The organism is Streptomyces sp. NPDC092296 (assembly GCF_044755465.1).
Classification (GTDB): Bacteria; Actinomycetota; Actinomycetes; order Streptomycetales; family Streptomycetaceae; genus Peterkaempfera.
Map to the genome: position 1 here is coordinate 55,078 of NZ_JBIVRB010000009.1, position 13,619 is coordinate 68,696.

The 13,619-nt window shown below is 71.1% G+C and carries 15 protein-coding genes and 1 pseudogene; 5 read left to right on the forward strand and 11 right to left on the reverse strand.

Annotated features, from left to right (window positions below; all coding sequences use genetic code 11):
- Window positions 1-148: 148 nt before the first annotated feature.
- The 6 genes from ACIQGZ_RS20315 to ACIQGZ_RS20340 all read right to left on the reverse strand — a co-directional run bounded on the left by ACIQGZ_RS20315 (window position 149) and on the right by ACIQGZ_RS20340 (window position 6,092).
- Window positions 149-1,039, reverse strand: coding sequence for a Gfo/Idh/MocA family protein (locus ACIQGZ_RS20315; RefSeq protein WP_402603650.1), 891 nt, complete (start codon window positions 1,037-1,039; stop codon window positions 149-151).
- Between the two features lie 83 nt (window positions 1,040-1,122).
- Window positions 1,123-2,055: a TIGR03619 family F420-dependent LLM class oxidoreductase gene (locus ACIQGZ_RS20320; protein ID WP_402603506.1), complete on the reverse strand. Its 933-nt coding sequence runs from the start codon at window positions 2,053-2,055 to the stop codon at window positions 1,123-1,125.
- Between the two features lie 61 nt (window positions 2,056-2,116).
- Window positions 2,117-3,025 (reverse strand): LysR family transcriptional regulator, encoded by a 909-nt coding sequence (locus ACIQGZ_RS20325; protein WP_402603507.1) that lies wholly within the window; start codon window positions 3,023-3,025, stop codon window positions 2,117-2,119.
- A gap of 4 nt (window positions 3,026-3,029) precedes the next feature.
- Complete coding sequence (locus ACIQGZ_RS20330) at window positions 3,030-4,241, reverse strand: glycine C-acetyltransferase (RefSeq protein WP_402603508.1); 1,212 nt, start codon at window positions 4,239-4,241, stop codon at window positions 3,030-3,032.
- A 37-nt stretch (window positions 4,242-4,278) separates the two neighbouring features.
- Entirely contained in the window at window positions 4,279-5,307 is a 1,029-nt protein-coding gene (tdh, locus tag ACIQGZ_RS20335; RefSeq protein WP_402603509.1) for an L-threonine 3-dehydrogenase, read from the reverse strand.
- A gap of 173 nt (window positions 5,308-5,480) precedes the next feature.
- Window positions 5,481-6,092, reverse strand: a complete 612-nt coding sequence (locus tag ACIQGZ_RS20340; RefSeq protein ID WP_402603511.1) for a flavin reductase family protein — start codon at window positions 6,090-6,092, stop codon at window positions 5,481-5,483.
- Window positions 6,093-6,351: 259 nt separating this feature from the next.
- Between ACIQGZ_RS20340 and ACIQGZ_RS20345 the strand changes: the two genes are divergently transcribed.
- A complete protein-coding gene (locus tag ACIQGZ_RS20345) occupies window positions 6,352-6,630 on the forward strand; it encodes a hypothetical protein (RefSeq protein ID WP_402603512.1) in 279 nt (92 codons plus the stop codon).
- Between the two features lie 323 nt (window positions 6,631-6,953).
- On the opposite strand, the gene ACIQGZ_RS20350 is transcribed toward ACIQGZ_RS20345, so the two are convergent.
- The 4 genes and pseudogenes from ACIQGZ_RS20350 to ACIQGZ_RS20365 all read right to left on the reverse strand — a co-directional run bounded on the left by ACIQGZ_RS20350 (window position 6,954) and on the right by ACIQGZ_RS20365 (window position 8,261).
- Complete coding sequence (locus tag ACIQGZ_RS20350) at window positions 6,954-7,109, reverse strand: hypothetical protein (RefSeq protein ID WP_402603513.1); 156 nt, start codon at window positions 7,107-7,109, stop codon at window positions 6,954-6,956.
- A gap of 303 nt (window positions 7,110-7,412) precedes the next feature.
- A pseudogene (locus ACIQGZ_RS20355) lies at window positions 7,413-7,556 on the reverse strand (flavin reductase family protein); the annotation flags it as partial.
- Window positions 7,534-7,947 (reverse strand): hypothetical protein, encoded by a 414-nt coding sequence (locus tag ACIQGZ_RS20360; RefSeq protein WP_402603514.1) that lies wholly within the window; start codon window positions 7,945-7,947, stop codon window positions 7,534-7,536. The pseudogene ACIQGZ_RS20355 and the gene ACIQGZ_RS20360, both read right to left, overlap by 23 nt.
- Window positions 7,917-8,261, reverse strand: a complete 345-nt coding sequence (locus tag ACIQGZ_RS20365; protein ID WP_402603516.1) for a transposase family protein — start codon at window positions 8,259-8,261, stop codon at window positions 7,917-7,919. The genes ACIQGZ_RS20360 and ACIQGZ_RS20365 overlap by 31 nt, the downstream gene beginning before the upstream one ends.
- 29 nt (window positions 8,262-8,290) lie before the next feature.
- Between ACIQGZ_RS20365 and ACIQGZ_RS20370 the strand changes: the two genes are divergently transcribed.
- The 3 genes from ACIQGZ_RS20370 to ACIQGZ_RS20380 all read left to right on the forward strand — a co-directional run bounded on the left by ACIQGZ_RS20370 (window position 8,291) and on the right by ACIQGZ_RS20380 (window position 11,086).
- Window positions 8,291-8,899, forward strand: a complete 609-nt coding sequence (locus ACIQGZ_RS20370) for a YdeI family protein (protein WP_402603518.1) — start codon at window positions 8,291-8,293, stop codon at window positions 8,897-8,899.
- A gap of 95 nt (window positions 8,900-8,994) precedes the next feature.
- Window positions 8,995-9,591 (forward strand): hypothetical protein, encoded by a 597-nt coding sequence (locus ACIQGZ_RS20375; RefSeq protein ID WP_402603520.1) that lies wholly within the window; start codon window positions 8,995-8,997, stop codon window positions 9,589-9,591.
- 163 nt (window positions 9,592-9,754) lie between these two features.
- The gene (locus ACIQGZ_RS20380) at window positions 9,755-11,086 is read left to right on the forward strand and encodes a cation:proton antiporter (protein WP_402603522.1); all 1,332 of its coding nucleotides are present in this window, start codon (window positions 9,755-9,757) and stop codon (window positions 11,084-11,086) included.
- Between the two features lie 321 nt (window positions 11,087-11,407).
- Here ACIQGZ_RS20380 and ACIQGZ_RS20385 read toward each other — a convergent pair whose 3' ends face one another.
- Window positions 11,408-11,545, reverse strand: coding sequence for a hypothetical protein (locus tag ACIQGZ_RS20385; protein WP_402603524.1), 138 nt, complete (start codon window positions 11,543-11,545; stop codon window positions 11,408-11,410).
- 631 nt (window positions 11,546-12,176) lie between these two features.
- On the opposite strand from ACIQGZ_RS20385, the gene ACIQGZ_RS20390 reads away from it, so the two are divergent.
- Window positions 12,177-13,427: an NB-ARC domain-containing protein gene (locus tag ACIQGZ_RS20390; RefSeq protein WP_402603526.1), complete on the forward strand. Its 1,251-nt coding sequence runs from the start codon at window positions 12,177-12,179 to the stop codon at window positions 13,425-13,427.
- Window positions 13,428-13,619 lie beyond the last annotated feature (192 nt).

Consider the following 13,619-nt stretch of genomic DNA (forward strand, 5'->3'; position numbering starts at 1 on the left):
CCCACCCGCCCAGGGGCGCGAGGAACTGCGCGACCAGCCACCCAGCCCCCGTGAACCAGCCCGCAGACCCCGCCCCGAACCCGCCCCAACCCAGCCCGCAGACCCCGCCCCAACCCAGCCCAGCCCAGCCCAACCCAACCCAGCCCCCTCAGCCGGTCACCCGCCCCACAATCTCCTCACACAGCTCATGCGTCACCAGCGCATCCCGCGCGGACACCACCCGCCCCGCCCGCACCGCCCCCAGAAACGCCAGGCACGCCTGCTCGATCCCCCGCTGCCGCGCCACCGGCACCCAGTCCCCGCGCCGCCGCACCGTCGGCTGCCCCCGGTGGTCGACCACCTCGGCCAGGTTGCGGACCTCCCGCTTGCTGTCGGCCCCGGAGACTTCGAGGATCTCCTCCGTCGAACCGCTCACCCGGTTCATGATCCCGAGCGCGGTGAACCCGTCCCCGGCGAGCGTCAGCACCACATGGTGCAGCTTGCCGTCCCGCACCCGGGCCCGTACGTCGGTGTGCCGGATCTCGCCGGGCACCAGGAAGCGCAAGGTGTCCACCACATGGATGAAGTCGTCGAACACGACGGTGCGCGGGTCCTCCGGCAGCCCCTCGCGGTTCTTGCGCAGCACGATCAGCTCGCGCGGCCGCTCCAGCGCCTGCGCGTAGCCGGGCGCCAGCCGCCGGTTGAAGCCGACCATCAGCGACCGCCCGGCGGACTCGGCCAGCTCCACCAGCGTCCGCGCCCCGGACAGCCGGTAGTCCAGCGGCTTGTCGACATAGACGTCTACCCCGGCGGCCAGCAGCCGGCTGACGATCGGTACGTGCTGCTCGGTCGAGGCGTGGACGAAGGCCGCCCGCACCCCCGCGCCGATCACCGCGTCCAGGTCGGTGTACCGGTGCGGGAGGCGGTAGGCGTCGCCCAGCCGGTCGAGCTTGGCCCGGTCCCGGGTCATCAGATGCAGGTCGAGGCCGGGTTGGGCGGTGAGTACCGGCAGGTACGCCTTCTGCGCGATGTCCCCCAGTCCGATCACCGCCACCGGAATCGTCTCGCCGGTCATGTCCGCTGCTCCCCTCACCGCAGGTCAGTGATCGGTGCAGCTTACGCGGGGCGCCGGCGGCCCCCGGATCAGACCCCGGCGGCCCGTACCTCCGTGTGCAGCCGGGCCGCCAGGTCGGTCAGCTCCGCCGCGTCCCGCGCGCTGCCCTGGAGGTCCAGCAGCACTTCGCGGGCGCCGGCCGCCGCGTGCGCGGCCACGTCCGCCACCAGTTGCTCGACCGTGCCGACGAACGGTTGGCGCCGGTCGGGCGCGACGGGTTCGCGGGTGAGCCGCGCATTGGCCCGTACGCAGTAGCCGAGCCGGTCCGGGTCGCGGCCGTAGGAGGCGGTGAGCTCGGTCAGCTCCCGCCAGCGGGCGGCCAGCAGGTCCGGGGGCGCGCCGGTCGGCAGCCATCCGTCGGCGCGGCGGGCCAGCCGGTCCAGCGCCCGGCGGCCGCCCGCCGCCAGGTAGACCGGGATCGGGCGGGCGGGCTTGGGGCCGACCTCCGCCTCCTGGACGGCGGTGCGGCGGCTGCGGTACGAGACCGGGTTGGGGCCCCAGACCGCCGCGCAGACGTCCAGCAGGTCATCCAGCGCCGCGCCGCGCTCGTCGAACGGGACGGCGCCCGCCGCCTCGTACTCGTCCAGCGACCAGCCCGTCCCGAAGCCCGCCAGCACCCGGCCGCCGCTCGCCGCGTCCAGCGAGGCCAGCGTCCTGGCCAGCGAGAACGGCAGGTGCAGCCCGGCGACCAGCACGCTGCTGCCCAGCCGGACCCGCTCGGTGACGGCGGCGGCCAGCGCCAGCACCACCAGCGGGTCGGCCACCGACCGGTAGGAGTCCTGCCAGGCCAGTCCGGCGATGCCGTACATGCCCTGCCGCGGGTTCTCCGGGACCAGGACCCGTTCGAAGACCCACAGGCTGTCGTAGCCGATGCGCTCGGCCTCCCGTGCCACCGCCACCACGTCGTGTCCCAGGTCGTACTGCTTCATCTGCGGCAGTCCGAGCCCCAGCCGAATCGTCATGGGCCGATCCCTGCCCAGCGGCCCGCGCCGCCATGTTCGGCGGATCGGGTGTCGGCCGGGCTCAGCCGATCCGGGCGGCGGCGGCCCGCAGCGCGTCCAGCACCGGGCGGATCAGCGGGTGCTCCTCGGCGCCGCGCCGGACGGCGGCGAAGACCCGGCGGGTCGCGGCGACGCCGTCGGCGGGGCGGACCACCACACCGGCCAGGTCCATGCCGCGCAGCGCCGAGCGGGGCACCAGGGCGACCCCGGCTCCGGCGCCGGCCAGGGCGACCACGGCCCGGAAGTCGTCCGAGGAGTGCACCAGGCGCGGCTGGAAACCGGCGTACTCGCAGGCCAGCACCACCACGTCATGGCAGGGGTTGCCGGGGTAGGGGCCGATCCACACCTCGTCCGCCAGGTCCGCGACCGGCACCCGGTCGGCGGCGGCGAGCCGGTGCCCGACCGGCAGTACGGCGTCGAAGGGCTCGGCGTACAGCGGCACCCGGGCGAGCCGCTGGTCGTCCTCGCGCGGCGCGCCCCGGTACTCCACGGCCACCGCCAGGTCGGCCTGCCCGTCGAGCACCATTGGCAGGCTCTCGTCGCCCTCGGCGTCGCGCACCCGCACCCGGATGCCGGGCGAGCTGCGGGCCAGCTCGGTGATGGCCGGGGCGAGCACCAGGCCGATGCCCGTGGCGAAGGAGGCGACGGTGAGCTCCCCGGCCGCGCCGGAGGTGTACGCGGCGAGCTCGGCCTCGGCCCGCTCCAGCTGGGCCAGTACGGCGTTGGCGTGCCCGAGCAGGATCTCCCCGGCGGCGGTCAGCCGCACGCCGCGGCCGTGCCGCTCCAGCAGCCGGTGGCCGGTCTCCTGCTCCAGCGCGGCCAGCTGCTGGGAGACGGCCGAGGGGGTGAGGTACAGCGCGGCGGCCGCGGCGGTCACCGTGCGGTGGTCCGCCACCGCCCGCAGGGTGCGCAGCCGCCGCGTATCGATCACCCGTTCATCCTGCCAGGGCGGCCCGCGCGGCGACGAACGCGGCGACCGCCCGCTCCACGTCGGCGGTGCTGTGCGCGGCGGACAGCTGCACCCGGATGCGGGCCTGGCCGTGCGGGACCACCGGGTAGGAGAAGCCGACCGCGTAGACGCCGTGCTCCAGCAGCAGTTCGGCCATCCGCCCGGCCACGGCGGCGTCGCCGATCATCACCGGGGCGATGGGGTGGTCGCCGGGCAGGATCTCGAAGCCGGCCTCGGTCATCCGGCGGCGGAACAGCGCGGTGTTGTCGTACAGCCGCTGCCGCAGACCCGCGCCGGGACCGGTCTCGCCCTCGTCCTCCAGCAGGTCGAGCACGGTGAGCGAGGCGGCGGCGATCACCGGGGCCAGCGAGTTGGAGAACAGGTACGGGCGGGAGCGCTGGCGCAGCAGGGCGACGATCTCGGCGCGGGCGGCGACATAGCCGCCGGAGGCGCCGCCGAGGGCCTTGCCGAGGGTGCCGGTGAGGATGTCGACGCGGTCCATGACGCCGTGCAGTTCGGGGGTGCCGCGTCCGCCGGGGCCGACGAAGCCGACGGCGTGCGAGTCGTCGACCATCACCATGGCGTCGTAGCGGTCGGCCAGGTCGCAGATCTCGCGCAGCGGGGCGAGGTAGCCGTCCATCGAGAAGACGCCGTCGGTGACGATCAGGCGGCGGCGCGCGTCGGCGGTCTGCTTGAGCTGCTGCTCCAGGTCGGCCAGGTCGCGGTTGGCGTAGCGGTGGCGGCGGGCCTTGGAGAGCCGGATGCCGTCGATGATGGAGGCGTGGTTGAGGGCGTCGGAGATGACCGCGTCGCGCTCGTCCAGCAGGGTTTCGAAGACGCCGCCGTTGGCGTCGAAGCAGGAGCTGTAGAGGATGGTGTCCTCGGTGCCCAGGAAGCGGGAGAGCCGCTGCTCCAGCTCCTTGTGGACCTCCTGGGTGCCGCAGATGAACCGCACCGAGGCCATGCCGTAGCCCCAGCGGTCCAGCGCGGTGTGGGCGGCGGCGACCACACCGGGGTGGTCGGCCAGGCCCAGGTAGTTGTTGGCGCAGAAGTTGAGCACCTCGCCGGGGCGGCCGCCGGCGGTGACGTCGACGGCGGCGTTCTGCGGGGTGCCGATGACGCGCTCGGGCTTGTGCAGCCCGGCGGCGCGGATCTCGTCCAGGGTGGTGCGCAGCTCGTCGCGTACCGAATCGAACATGGCGGGGAGGCTCCTTGGGTGCTCGGGTGATCCGGGCTCAGGCGGTCCAGTCGAGGATGACCTTGCCGCAGCGTCCGCTGGCGGCGTCGTCGAAGGCGGCGTCGAAGTCCTGGTAGGAGTAGCGGCCGGTGATCACCGGGCTGAGGTCCAGACCGCCCTCCAGCAGCACCGACATGGCGTACCAGGTCTCGAACATCTCCCGTCCGTAGATCCCCTTGATGGTGATCATGGAGGTGACGACCTTGGCGAAGTCGATCGGGAACTCCTGGGCCGGCAGGCCGAGCGCGGCGATCCGGCCGCCGTGCGTCATGTTGGCGATCATGTCCCGCATCGCCTCGGGGCGGCCGGACATCTCCAGGCCGATGTCGAACCCCTCGCGCAGGCCCAGCCGGCGCTGTCCCTCCTCGATGGAGGTCTCCGCGACGTTCAGCGCCAGGCTGACGCCGACCTCGCGGGCCAGCTCCAGCCGGTAGTCGCTGACGTCGGTGATGACGATGCTGCGGGCGCCCGCGTGCCGGGCGACCGCCGCCGCCATGATGCCGATCGGACCGGCCCCGGTGATCAGCACGTCCTCACCGACCAGCGGGAAGGAGAGCGCGGTGTGCACCGCGTTGCCGAACGGGTCGAAGATCGCGGCAGTGTCCAGGTCGACCGGCACCCGGTGCACCCAGACGTTGGCGGCCGGCAGCGCCACGTACTCCGCGAAGGCGCCGTCCCGGCCCACACCCAGGCCGACCGTGCTGCGGCACAGGTGGCGGCGGCCGGCCAGGCAGTTGCGGCACTTGCCGCACACCAGGTGGCCCTCGCCGCTGACCAGGTCGCCGACCGCGATATCCACCACGTCGGCCCCGGTCTCGGCGACCTCGCCGACGAACTCGTGCCCCAGCACCAACGGGGTGCGCACCGCCTGCTGCGCCCAGCCGTCGTACGCGCGGATGTGCAGGTCGGTGCCGCAGATGCCGGTGCGCAGCACCTTGATCAGCACCTCGCCGGGGCCGATGGACGGCTCGGGCACGTCCATCAGCCACAGCCCGGGTTCTGCCTTCTCCTTGACGAGTGCCTTCACGGCTGCGGCTCCTGGGTACGCGCGGGTGGGCCCGGCCGCGCGGTGGGGAGCGGGCAGGGCGGAAGGAGCCCTGCGTACGGAGAAGACCGCACCGGGCAGAGAGAAATCTGCCCGGTGCCGGGCTTTCAGTCCATCGAGGTTTTCTTAACCGGAAGCACAGCTGAGCTTCACGGTCAGCCCTGCTGCTGCCAGTCGGCGTACCGGATGCGGGACACCTCCCGGATGCCGCCGGTGGCCCCCCACTCGTCCCGGCCCAGCCGGGACAGCGGCCGCAGCAGGTCGATCCGGGGGTGCCCGTCCTCCACGACCTCCTCGCGCACCGCCGCGTGCACGACCTGCCCGAACACCACGGTGGAGTTGCCCAGCCGCAGCGTGCTGTGCAGCCGGCACTCCAGCGCGACCGGCGACGCGGCCACCCGAGGCGGCCGGACCCGCAGACTGGCCTCGCGCTCGATGCCGACCGCGTCGAACTCCCCCAGGTCGGCGGGGAAGTCGGTGGCGGTGGCGTTGATCTGCTCGATGAGCGGCTCGGGCGCGAAGTTCACCACGAACTCGCCGGTGGCCTCGGCATTGCGCAGCGAGTCCTTCCGCCCGACCACGGTGAACTGCACGATCGGCGGCTCGGTGCAGGCCACCGTGAAGAACGAGTGCGGCGCCAGGTTGGCCGTCTGCCCGTCCGCCGCCAGCGTGGACACCCACGCGATCGGCCGGGGTACGACCACCGCCGTGAGCAGCTTGTAGAACGCCCTGGAGTTCATGGCCTCAGGGTCGAAGTCGATGCGCATGCCGCTCAGTATCCATCCCGCCCCGAACCGCAGACCGCACCCCCAGCTCAGCGATCCGAGCCCCGGAGCCAACAGCGCGACGGCCGCCACCGCCATACCCCGGGAGGACGACTTCGAAGTGCCCACCCCGGCCCGGCCTCCAACCGCCCGGCGGCATACCCGCGCATCTCCTCCGATCGCTCGGGGCTTGTAGCGGGCGGCGCGGGTCGGCGTCAACTCCCCCTGCGCGGTGAGGGAGGCAGGCTTTACGCTCGCGTCCATGGCGGATTTGACCTGGGCGGAAGTAGTGGCGAAGGGGCAGGCGGACCCCGGTCTGACCTTCGCGCGCCGCAAGTGGCAGCAGGCGGGGAAGTACGTCTGGGTGGAGCCTCCCACCGTCATCGCGGCGCCCGACGGCCGGCAGTACCCGATGTGCGCCACCGTGTACTTCAAGGACGTCGATGATGTGGTCAAGCCGTACTGGCCCAGCATGGACGGCATGGTCGAGGCGAACGACTGGTACGAGGGCGTCTCGGGCCGGCCCCGCGAGGGGTCCTGACCGCCGGGTTGGGCGGCGTCGAGTCCCGCGTACTGGGAGGTGCGGGCTCGCCGGGTTCGCTCCGTGGCCGTCTACCAGCTCTCGCCTGTCGTGCCGTACTGAGCACACCTTCCTGACACCCTGTCCGGCCGGGCCCTGGTCGTCGCCGTTGAGGACGGCCGGGAACTCGGCAGCACGGTGCACGTGCACAGCCATGCTGTAGTCGCTGCCCAACGGCCGGGCGCTGCCGCCGGACTGGGCACTGCGGATACCCCAGGGCTTGCGTGACGTGCTGCGTTTCGCGATACCGGAGGCGTTGCGGGCAGTCGGCCCGTCCGGGCTGATCAGGAGTCGCAGTCGGCGCAGGGTCTCTCGCAGTGCGGCCAGGAGGGCCCGGTCCTCGGTCTGGTACCGGGGTCGCTGGTTGCCGAGTTGTCTTGCAGGGCCGTGAGTTGGTGGCGCAGGGCCAGGATCTCGATGTCCTTCCCGTGGTCGCTCATCGGTAGTTGTCGTAGGGCGGCGAAGGCATGGGAGACCGCGAGGTAGGCGAAGCGGACCAGTACGAGACCCGATCACGTCCGACTGCGGACGCGGAAGCACCAGAGAGTTGACCTGCACGGACGTAATAATCGGCACCCACAGCGAGGACACCTCGACGCCGACGAAGTGCCACCCCTCGCGCAGGGCGGCGACGCCTGCGGGTCCCGCTCCAGACCCGCCGTTGACCATCTGGTTCGATCGAGCCTGGTGTCACACCCCTCTGACCTGGGCTGACATCACAGCCCACGACACCCATGTCCTCAGAACGTCGCCGGGGCCAGGTTGGCCGTCTGCCCGTCCGCCGCCGGCGTGGACACCCACGCGATCGGCCGGGGTACGACCACCGCCGTGAGCAGCTTGTAGAACGCCCTGGAGTCCATGGCCTCAGGGTCGAAGTCGACGCGCATGCCGCTCAGTATCCCGCGCCGACCTTCGAGGGCCGCACCCCCAGCTCAACGGCACGGCCCTCGACTTGTCCGAGCACCCGCCGTGGCCGGGGGCGTCGACGAAGCCGGTGTGCCGCCGGTCCCGGGTCAGGCGCCATTTGCCGGTCTCCGCATCCTGTTCCCGGCTCGGCCGTCCGCGGCGGGTCTCGTCGATGCCCAGGACTGTGACCTGCGGCAGAGGTGCCTCGGTGACGTCGCGGGCCTGCGTGTGGAAGGCTTCCATCACGGTCGGCCGGGACAGATGCAGATCCCGTGCGGCCTGGATGACCGTGGAGCCGGCATCCCGTATGCGGCGCCCGGCCGTATCCCGCAGCCGGGCGGTCAGCCTGGCACCGGCCGGAATCTGCGGCATCTGCTCCGCGAGGGACCGGCGCGGCAGCCGGCCTCGCGACACCACCAGCGGCGCTTGTGCCGGCGGGACTCCAATCCGCTCTCACCGTAAGGGAGATCACGTGGCCGGGTCACCGCCGAGCCCTTGACCCGGGTGGCGAACACCCCGCAGGCCGGGCAGGCTCTGGCTGTCTCGTCCGTCGGCCAGCCGCTCAACCCACGCGGCGGACACCCCGTCGAGGTCGAGCAGCAACGTCGTACCGTTGACCAAGCCCGTGGCCCCGGCATGATCGTTCCGCGCCGAGAACAGAGATGATCACGCAGGCCCACGGGCATCGCGCGTCCGGGGCCGTGCCCAATGCCTCATGGCAATCGGCCGAGTGTGGTTCGCTGCTGGGGTGACTCAGGACTTGGAGACCGTCGCATTCGAATCCGCCGAGGCATTCCGGGCATGGCTCGGCGAGCACCACGCCGTCTCGCCCGGCATCTGGCTCAAGCTTCGCAAAAAGGGCTCCGGAATCGCCGCGCTGGACTACACCCAGGCGCTCGACGTGGCACTCTGCTACGGCTGGATCGACGGCCAGAAGGCAAAGTTCGACGACCAGTGGTGGCTCCAGCGGTTCACCCCGCGCAAGCCGCGCAGCAAGTGGTCCAAGGCCAACCGGGACAAGGTGGCCGCCCTGATCGAGCAGGGCCGGATGCAGCCGCCGGGACAGGCCGAGGTCGACCGCGCCAAGGCAGACGGCCGCTGGGAAGCCGCCTACGAGGGCGCGAAGACCGCCACGGTGCCGGACGACCTCACCGCGGCCCTGGCCGCCGACCCGGCCGCGGCGGAGTTCTTCGAGACACTGGACCGGCAGAACCGCTTCGCGATCCTGTACCGGATCCAAGACGCCAAGAAGGCCGAGACCCGGGCGCGCCGAATCGAAAAGTATGTGGCGATGCTGGCGAAGGGCGAGAAGCTGCACCCGTAGTCACGGCGAGGGACCGTGGCCGTGCGCTGCTGCGGACCGAACTGGTCGCCGATGCCCTGCGGGCCGCCTGCCGAATCCGTCGTCCCGGCGGTCCGGTGGTCTTCCGCTCGAATCGCGGCTGCCCGTACACCAGCCGCGACACCAGCCGCGACGCCAACCGCGAAATCACTGACCTGACCTGGCGCTCGCTCGCGCTCGGCGGCAGGTCTTCCACGTTCGTCACCACGTTCGTCACCACGTTCGCGGACGGCGGGGACGGCGGGGACGGCTGGGACGGCTCAGATCTCACCGCTGTGCGCGCGGGGGCGGCCGGGGCGCGGCTGTGGACCACCACCGTGAACAGCGGGCTGTCGGCCGGTACGGACATCGTCTTCGACGGCACCACGATGTTCGTCGCCGGTGCCGCGCGCTACGCCGCCGAGGTCCGGACCGGCGGATGGCGCCGGCAGTACGCCCCGCCAGGACCGCCGCCGAGCCGCTTCCCCATGGCGGCCGGCGCCGGCCACTGCCGTACGCCCGTCGGGACGTCGGTGATCGCGCCGGCCTCAGCCCGACCAAGCGGCGACCGGGCCGGCCACCGACCCCGAAGTGCTCGACGGCCTGGTCATGACGGACTGGGGCGAATGCCACGGCCGACAGGATCGTCTGGCATCTCGCTGATCACGGATCTCCGGGTTTCCCGGCGGACGTGAGCAGCCCATTCCCTACGATGCTGGCGGGAAGTCCCTCGGGTAGCCCAGGATGTGGCATCGGCCTTCGCGACAGGCATCACCGAGCAGACATCGGAAGGTGCAGGAGCGGAGGGGGACCGACGTTGCCGTCGCATGCCAGTCGACCTGTGGAGAGGGAGCGCTCATGACAACCCATCAAACAACCATGATCATGGTCGGTTTAGCGTTGATACTCGCGCTCGCGCATGTGCTCGGGCGCCTCGCGCGGCGGTGTGGCCAGCCGGCGGTCATCGGCGAGATTCTCGCAGGCATCCTACTCGGTCCGACCCTGTTCCATGGCGCCTTGTCGGAAACGCTCTTGCCCCCGGACGTCCGGCCGATGCTCACCACGCTCGGCAACCTCGGAGTCGCCCTCTTCATGTTCCTCGTGGGCGTCGAACTCGACTACCGGCTGCTGCGCGGGAACGGGCGTGCTGCGGCCGGGGTATCCGTCGGGTCGATCGTCTGCGCGTTCGGACTCGGTGTCCTGCTGGCGCTCCACCTGTGGAATGGCCACGCGGTCGGACACCGGCTCGGCTTCCTGCTGTTCATCGGCGCGGCCATGTCCATCACAGCGTTCCCGGTACTGGCCCGCATCCTCACCGACCAGGGCATCCAGCACACGCGGGTCGGTGCGCTGGCCATGGCGAGTGCGGCCGTCGGGGACGTGGTCGCCTGGCTCCTGCTCGCGGCCGTGCTCACCTTCACCGGAGGCCAGAACTCCTGGCACGTCCTGCTGGTCGTGCCGTACGCCCTCGCCATGGTGGGGGTGGTACGGCCGCTGCTCGGCAGGCTCCTGGCCGCGCCGGAGCGGGGCCGAGCCGACCTCGAACGTGGGGCTGGGGAGCGGGGAATCGGAGCCGGGCCACTCTGCGCGCTGACGGTGCTGCTCCTGATGTCCGGCGCGCTGAGTGAGTGGTTCGGGCTGCACTTCATCTTCGGCGCGTTCCTTGCCGGCGCGATCGTGCCACGCCATGGCACGGAGTGGCTGCGCGCGGCGATCAGGGACCGGTTTGAGACGATCATCTGGATCTTGCTGCCGGCGTACTTCGCCGTGGCAGGGCTGAAGGTGGACCTGACCACGCTGAGTGGCGGCGGACTCGGCGATCTGGGCCTGATCCTCCTCGTGGCGATCAGCGGCAAGTTCGGCGGCTCCTACCTCGGAGCACGGGTCGCCGGCCAGTCCGGGCGATCGGCGACGACGCTGAGCATCCTCATGAACACCCGCGGCCTCACCGAACTGATCATCCTTGGCGTCGGCCTGCAACTGGGACTACTCGACACGGACCTGTACTCGCTGATGGTGGTCATGGCCCTCGTCACCACTACCATGACCGCGCCGCTGCTGCGCTGGGCCTACCCGAGCCAGATGATCGACGCGGATCTGCGGGAGCTGGCCGAGGAGTGGAACAGGGCATCGAAGCACACCAAGCTCGACCTGCCCGTGGGCGCGAAGCCGTCGGAGGGGCAGCATTGACCACCGCTCCCCCGGCGGGGCTCCGCTCCTCCCCCCGGCCGCCCTGACTGCTGAGGAGTTGGGTGCATGCCCAACTCGCCCGGCCGCCCCGGAACCGTTCCCCGGCCCAGGACGGGGAACGCGAGCATGTCGTGGGCGTACCCACTCTTTCTCCTTCGTCTCTGCCACCAACGTCCATAACGTGAACGGGATTGACACGGCATGACAGGGAGATATTCTCTAGTGATCATGTCCTCGGGTCCCCGCTTCGTGCGGTGCGCACACGTCGACCTCGGTCACGTCTCCAGCACGCAGTCAGGGATCCTGCAAAGTCGGATCTCGTCAGCATCCGTGCTGGCCGGCGGAGGTGTCGAGGATGTTGAGCAGGGCGGTGAAGGGCTCGTGTGACCGGTCGCGGACGGCGGCAGTGATGGCGTTCCCGCCGCAGGCGTGGAGTCGCGCGAGGCCGGTGCTGCGCAAGGCGGCGATGTTCTCGGGGCCGTGTCCGGTGCGGGTACGGGAGCGGTCCTCGTCTCAGAGGGTGTCCCTGACGTAATGCACCTTGTTTTCGATGTGCCAGTGCGACCACACGGCCGATGCGAGGTCTTCGGGTTCGGCCTGACGGCCGGGCCGGGTCGGCGCATCCTGCGGTGCCCTGGTGAGCCAGTGGCCGATGGCGGCTCAGCAGCCGGTCCCGGCCGACACCGCGCAGGCCGCCGCTTCGACCTGGGCGCGCAGCGGGTAGCGCCGTCCGCGTCGCCGAGGCGGGTCCTGCACCTCCGGCGGGCCGTCCACCCGGGGACGGTGCGGGGCAGCACGGCGGCAGGCACGGCAGGCACGGCAGGCACGCGAATCACCGAAACTCCCTTGTCTTTATGCGAGTCGGCGGCTCACCTGCCGCAACGGAGCTTCGGTTCATCCGGTCACGCCCCCACCGACCAAAATCTTCACAAGATCACGGCGACTATGCGAGAGCCCTGGCATGGGCGTGGGGGGAAGGATTGTGGGTAGGCCGGAAAATCCGCTCGACTCGGAAGACAGTCCGATTGTGGCGTTTGCACATGACTTGAGGAAGTTGCGTTGCAGATCTGGGCAGCCCAGTTACCGGCAAATGGCCAGGGTTGCGCTGTTTTCCGCGTCAGTACTCTCCAGCGCTGCGGACGGCCGGCGGCTGCCGACGTTGCAAGTCGCGCTTGGCTACGTCCGCGCCTGCGACGGTGACCTCGGCGAGTGGGAACGGCGCTGGCGTAGTGTCGCCCGGGAATGCGATGTGGAGGAGGCGGAGAAGGACGGGCCGTTGGGGGCTGTGGAGCGGCCTGCCGACGGGGCAGCCCTGCGGGCCAGGCAGCGGGATGTGGGGGTTCCGCGCCCGGCGCAGCTCCCGCTGGGGCCGGATGAGCTCATCGGTCGCGGTGCCGAGCGCGCGTGGGCTCTCGGGCTGATGAGGTCACGACGGGGCACCCGGGTGCCGCTCATAGTCAGCGGGCGCATCGGGGTCGGCAAGACCGCATTCGTGCTGGTGCTTGCCCGGGAGATGTCGGCGGACTTCCCTGACGGTCAGCTGTATCTCGACCTCGGTGCGGACGAGATGAGAGACGTTCCGGTCTCCCAGATCATGGCAAGTGCCCTCAGGGCGCTTGCCGTGCCGCCGGAAAAGATTCCGCACAGTACGGGCGAGTCGGCCGCTCTCTTCCGGTCCATACTTTCCTCTCGTCGAATCCTGGTCGTATTGGACAATGCTCAGGGCGAGCAACAGATTCTGCCCTTCCTCGTGGAGGCACTGTGCAGTCAGATCCTGGTGACCGGCCGTGCGCGGATGCTGGGTCTCGACGGGGTGGCACGGATGGATGTCGGTACGCTCGGTCGCCCGGACGCCGTAGCCTTGATCCAGTCGATCGCCGGCCCGGAGCGGACGCGGACGGAGTGGGAGCCGGTCGTCCAGATCGCCGAGCTCTGCGACGACCTTCCCGTGGCCTTGAGCATCGTCGGCAAGCAGCTGGCTGCCCATCCCTGCTGGACGCCGGTGGACGCTCTGCGGTACCTGAGGGAAGGAGAGGGCTTCGTCGCCAATCTGCAGGTGGGGGAGCTGAGCCTGCGCGGCCGACTGGCGGCAGCCTATGGACCCCTGTCCCGGCGGGCGAAGGTGGCCCTGAGGTACGTCTCCGAACGCGGTAGTGCAGGGGTGTACCCGGGGGATCTTGCCGAGGTCCCGGGAATCGGCGGGGGGTCCCCCGTACTCGTGCTGGAGACGTTGGTGGATGCGGGTTTCCTGGGTACGGCGACCGGGTCCCGCTACACGATGTCACCACTGCTGCGGTCGTTCGTGTTCAACCACTCGGGATTGGCGGGCCTAGGAGCGTGAGGGGGTGCGGCGATGACGGGCGGGCGCACCGTGGTGCGGGTCGGCCACGGCGCGCAACTCCCTCGAGCCGGCCCGCGACCTCGGCCGGACGCGCGGTGAGCTCCTCGATCTGCGTACGCAGATGCTCGGCGCCCTGACCCGCTGCCCGTTCCCGGTCGGCGAGCTTGTCGATCAGCGGCTCGATCTGCGTGG

Bases quoted from the DNA above. Each gene is read 5' to 3' on its own strand.
- ACIQGZ_RS20320 (WP_402603506.1), bottom strand. From the start codon at position 2,055: ATGACGATTCGGCTGGGGCTCGGACTGCCGCAGATGAAGCAGTACGAC.
- ACIQGZ_RS20330 (WP_402603508.1), bottom strand. From the start codon at position 4,241: ATGTTCGATTCGGTACGCGACGAGCTGCGCACCACCCTGGACGAGATC.
- ACIQGZ_RS20340 (WP_402603511.1), bottom strand. From the start codon at position 6,092: ATGCGCATCGACTTCGACCCTGAGGCCATGAACTCCAGGGCGTTCTAC.
- ACIQGZ_RS20345 (WP_402603512.1), top strand. From the start codon at position 6,352: ATGGCGGATTTGACCTGGGCGGAAGTAGTGGCGAAGGGGCAGGCGGAC.
- ACIQGZ_RS20350 (WP_402603513.1), bottom strand. From the start codon at position 7,109: ATGAGCGACCACGGGAAGGACATCGAGATCCTGGCCCTGCGCCACCAA.
- ACIQGZ_RS20360 (WP_402603514.1), bottom strand. From the start codon at position 7,947: ATGCCGCAGATTCCGGCCGGTGCCAGGCTGACCGCCCGGCTGCGGGAT.
- ACIQGZ_RS20365 (WP_402603516.1), bottom strand. From the start codon at position 8,261: ATGCCCGTGGGCCTGCGTGATCATCTCTGTTCTCGGCGCGGAACGATC.
- ACIQGZ_RS20370 (WP_402603518.1), top strand. From the start codon at position 8,291: ATGGCAATCGGCCGAGTGTGGTTCGCTGCTGGGGTGACTCAGGACTTG.
- ACIQGZ_RS20380 (WP_402603522.1), top strand. From the start codon at position 9,755: ATGACAACCCATCAAACAACCATGATCATGGTCGGTTTAGCGTTGATA.
- ACIQGZ_RS20390 (WP_402603526.1), top strand. From the start codon at position 12,177: ATGGCCAGGGTTGCGCTGTTTTCCGCGTCAGTACTCTCCAGCGCTGCG.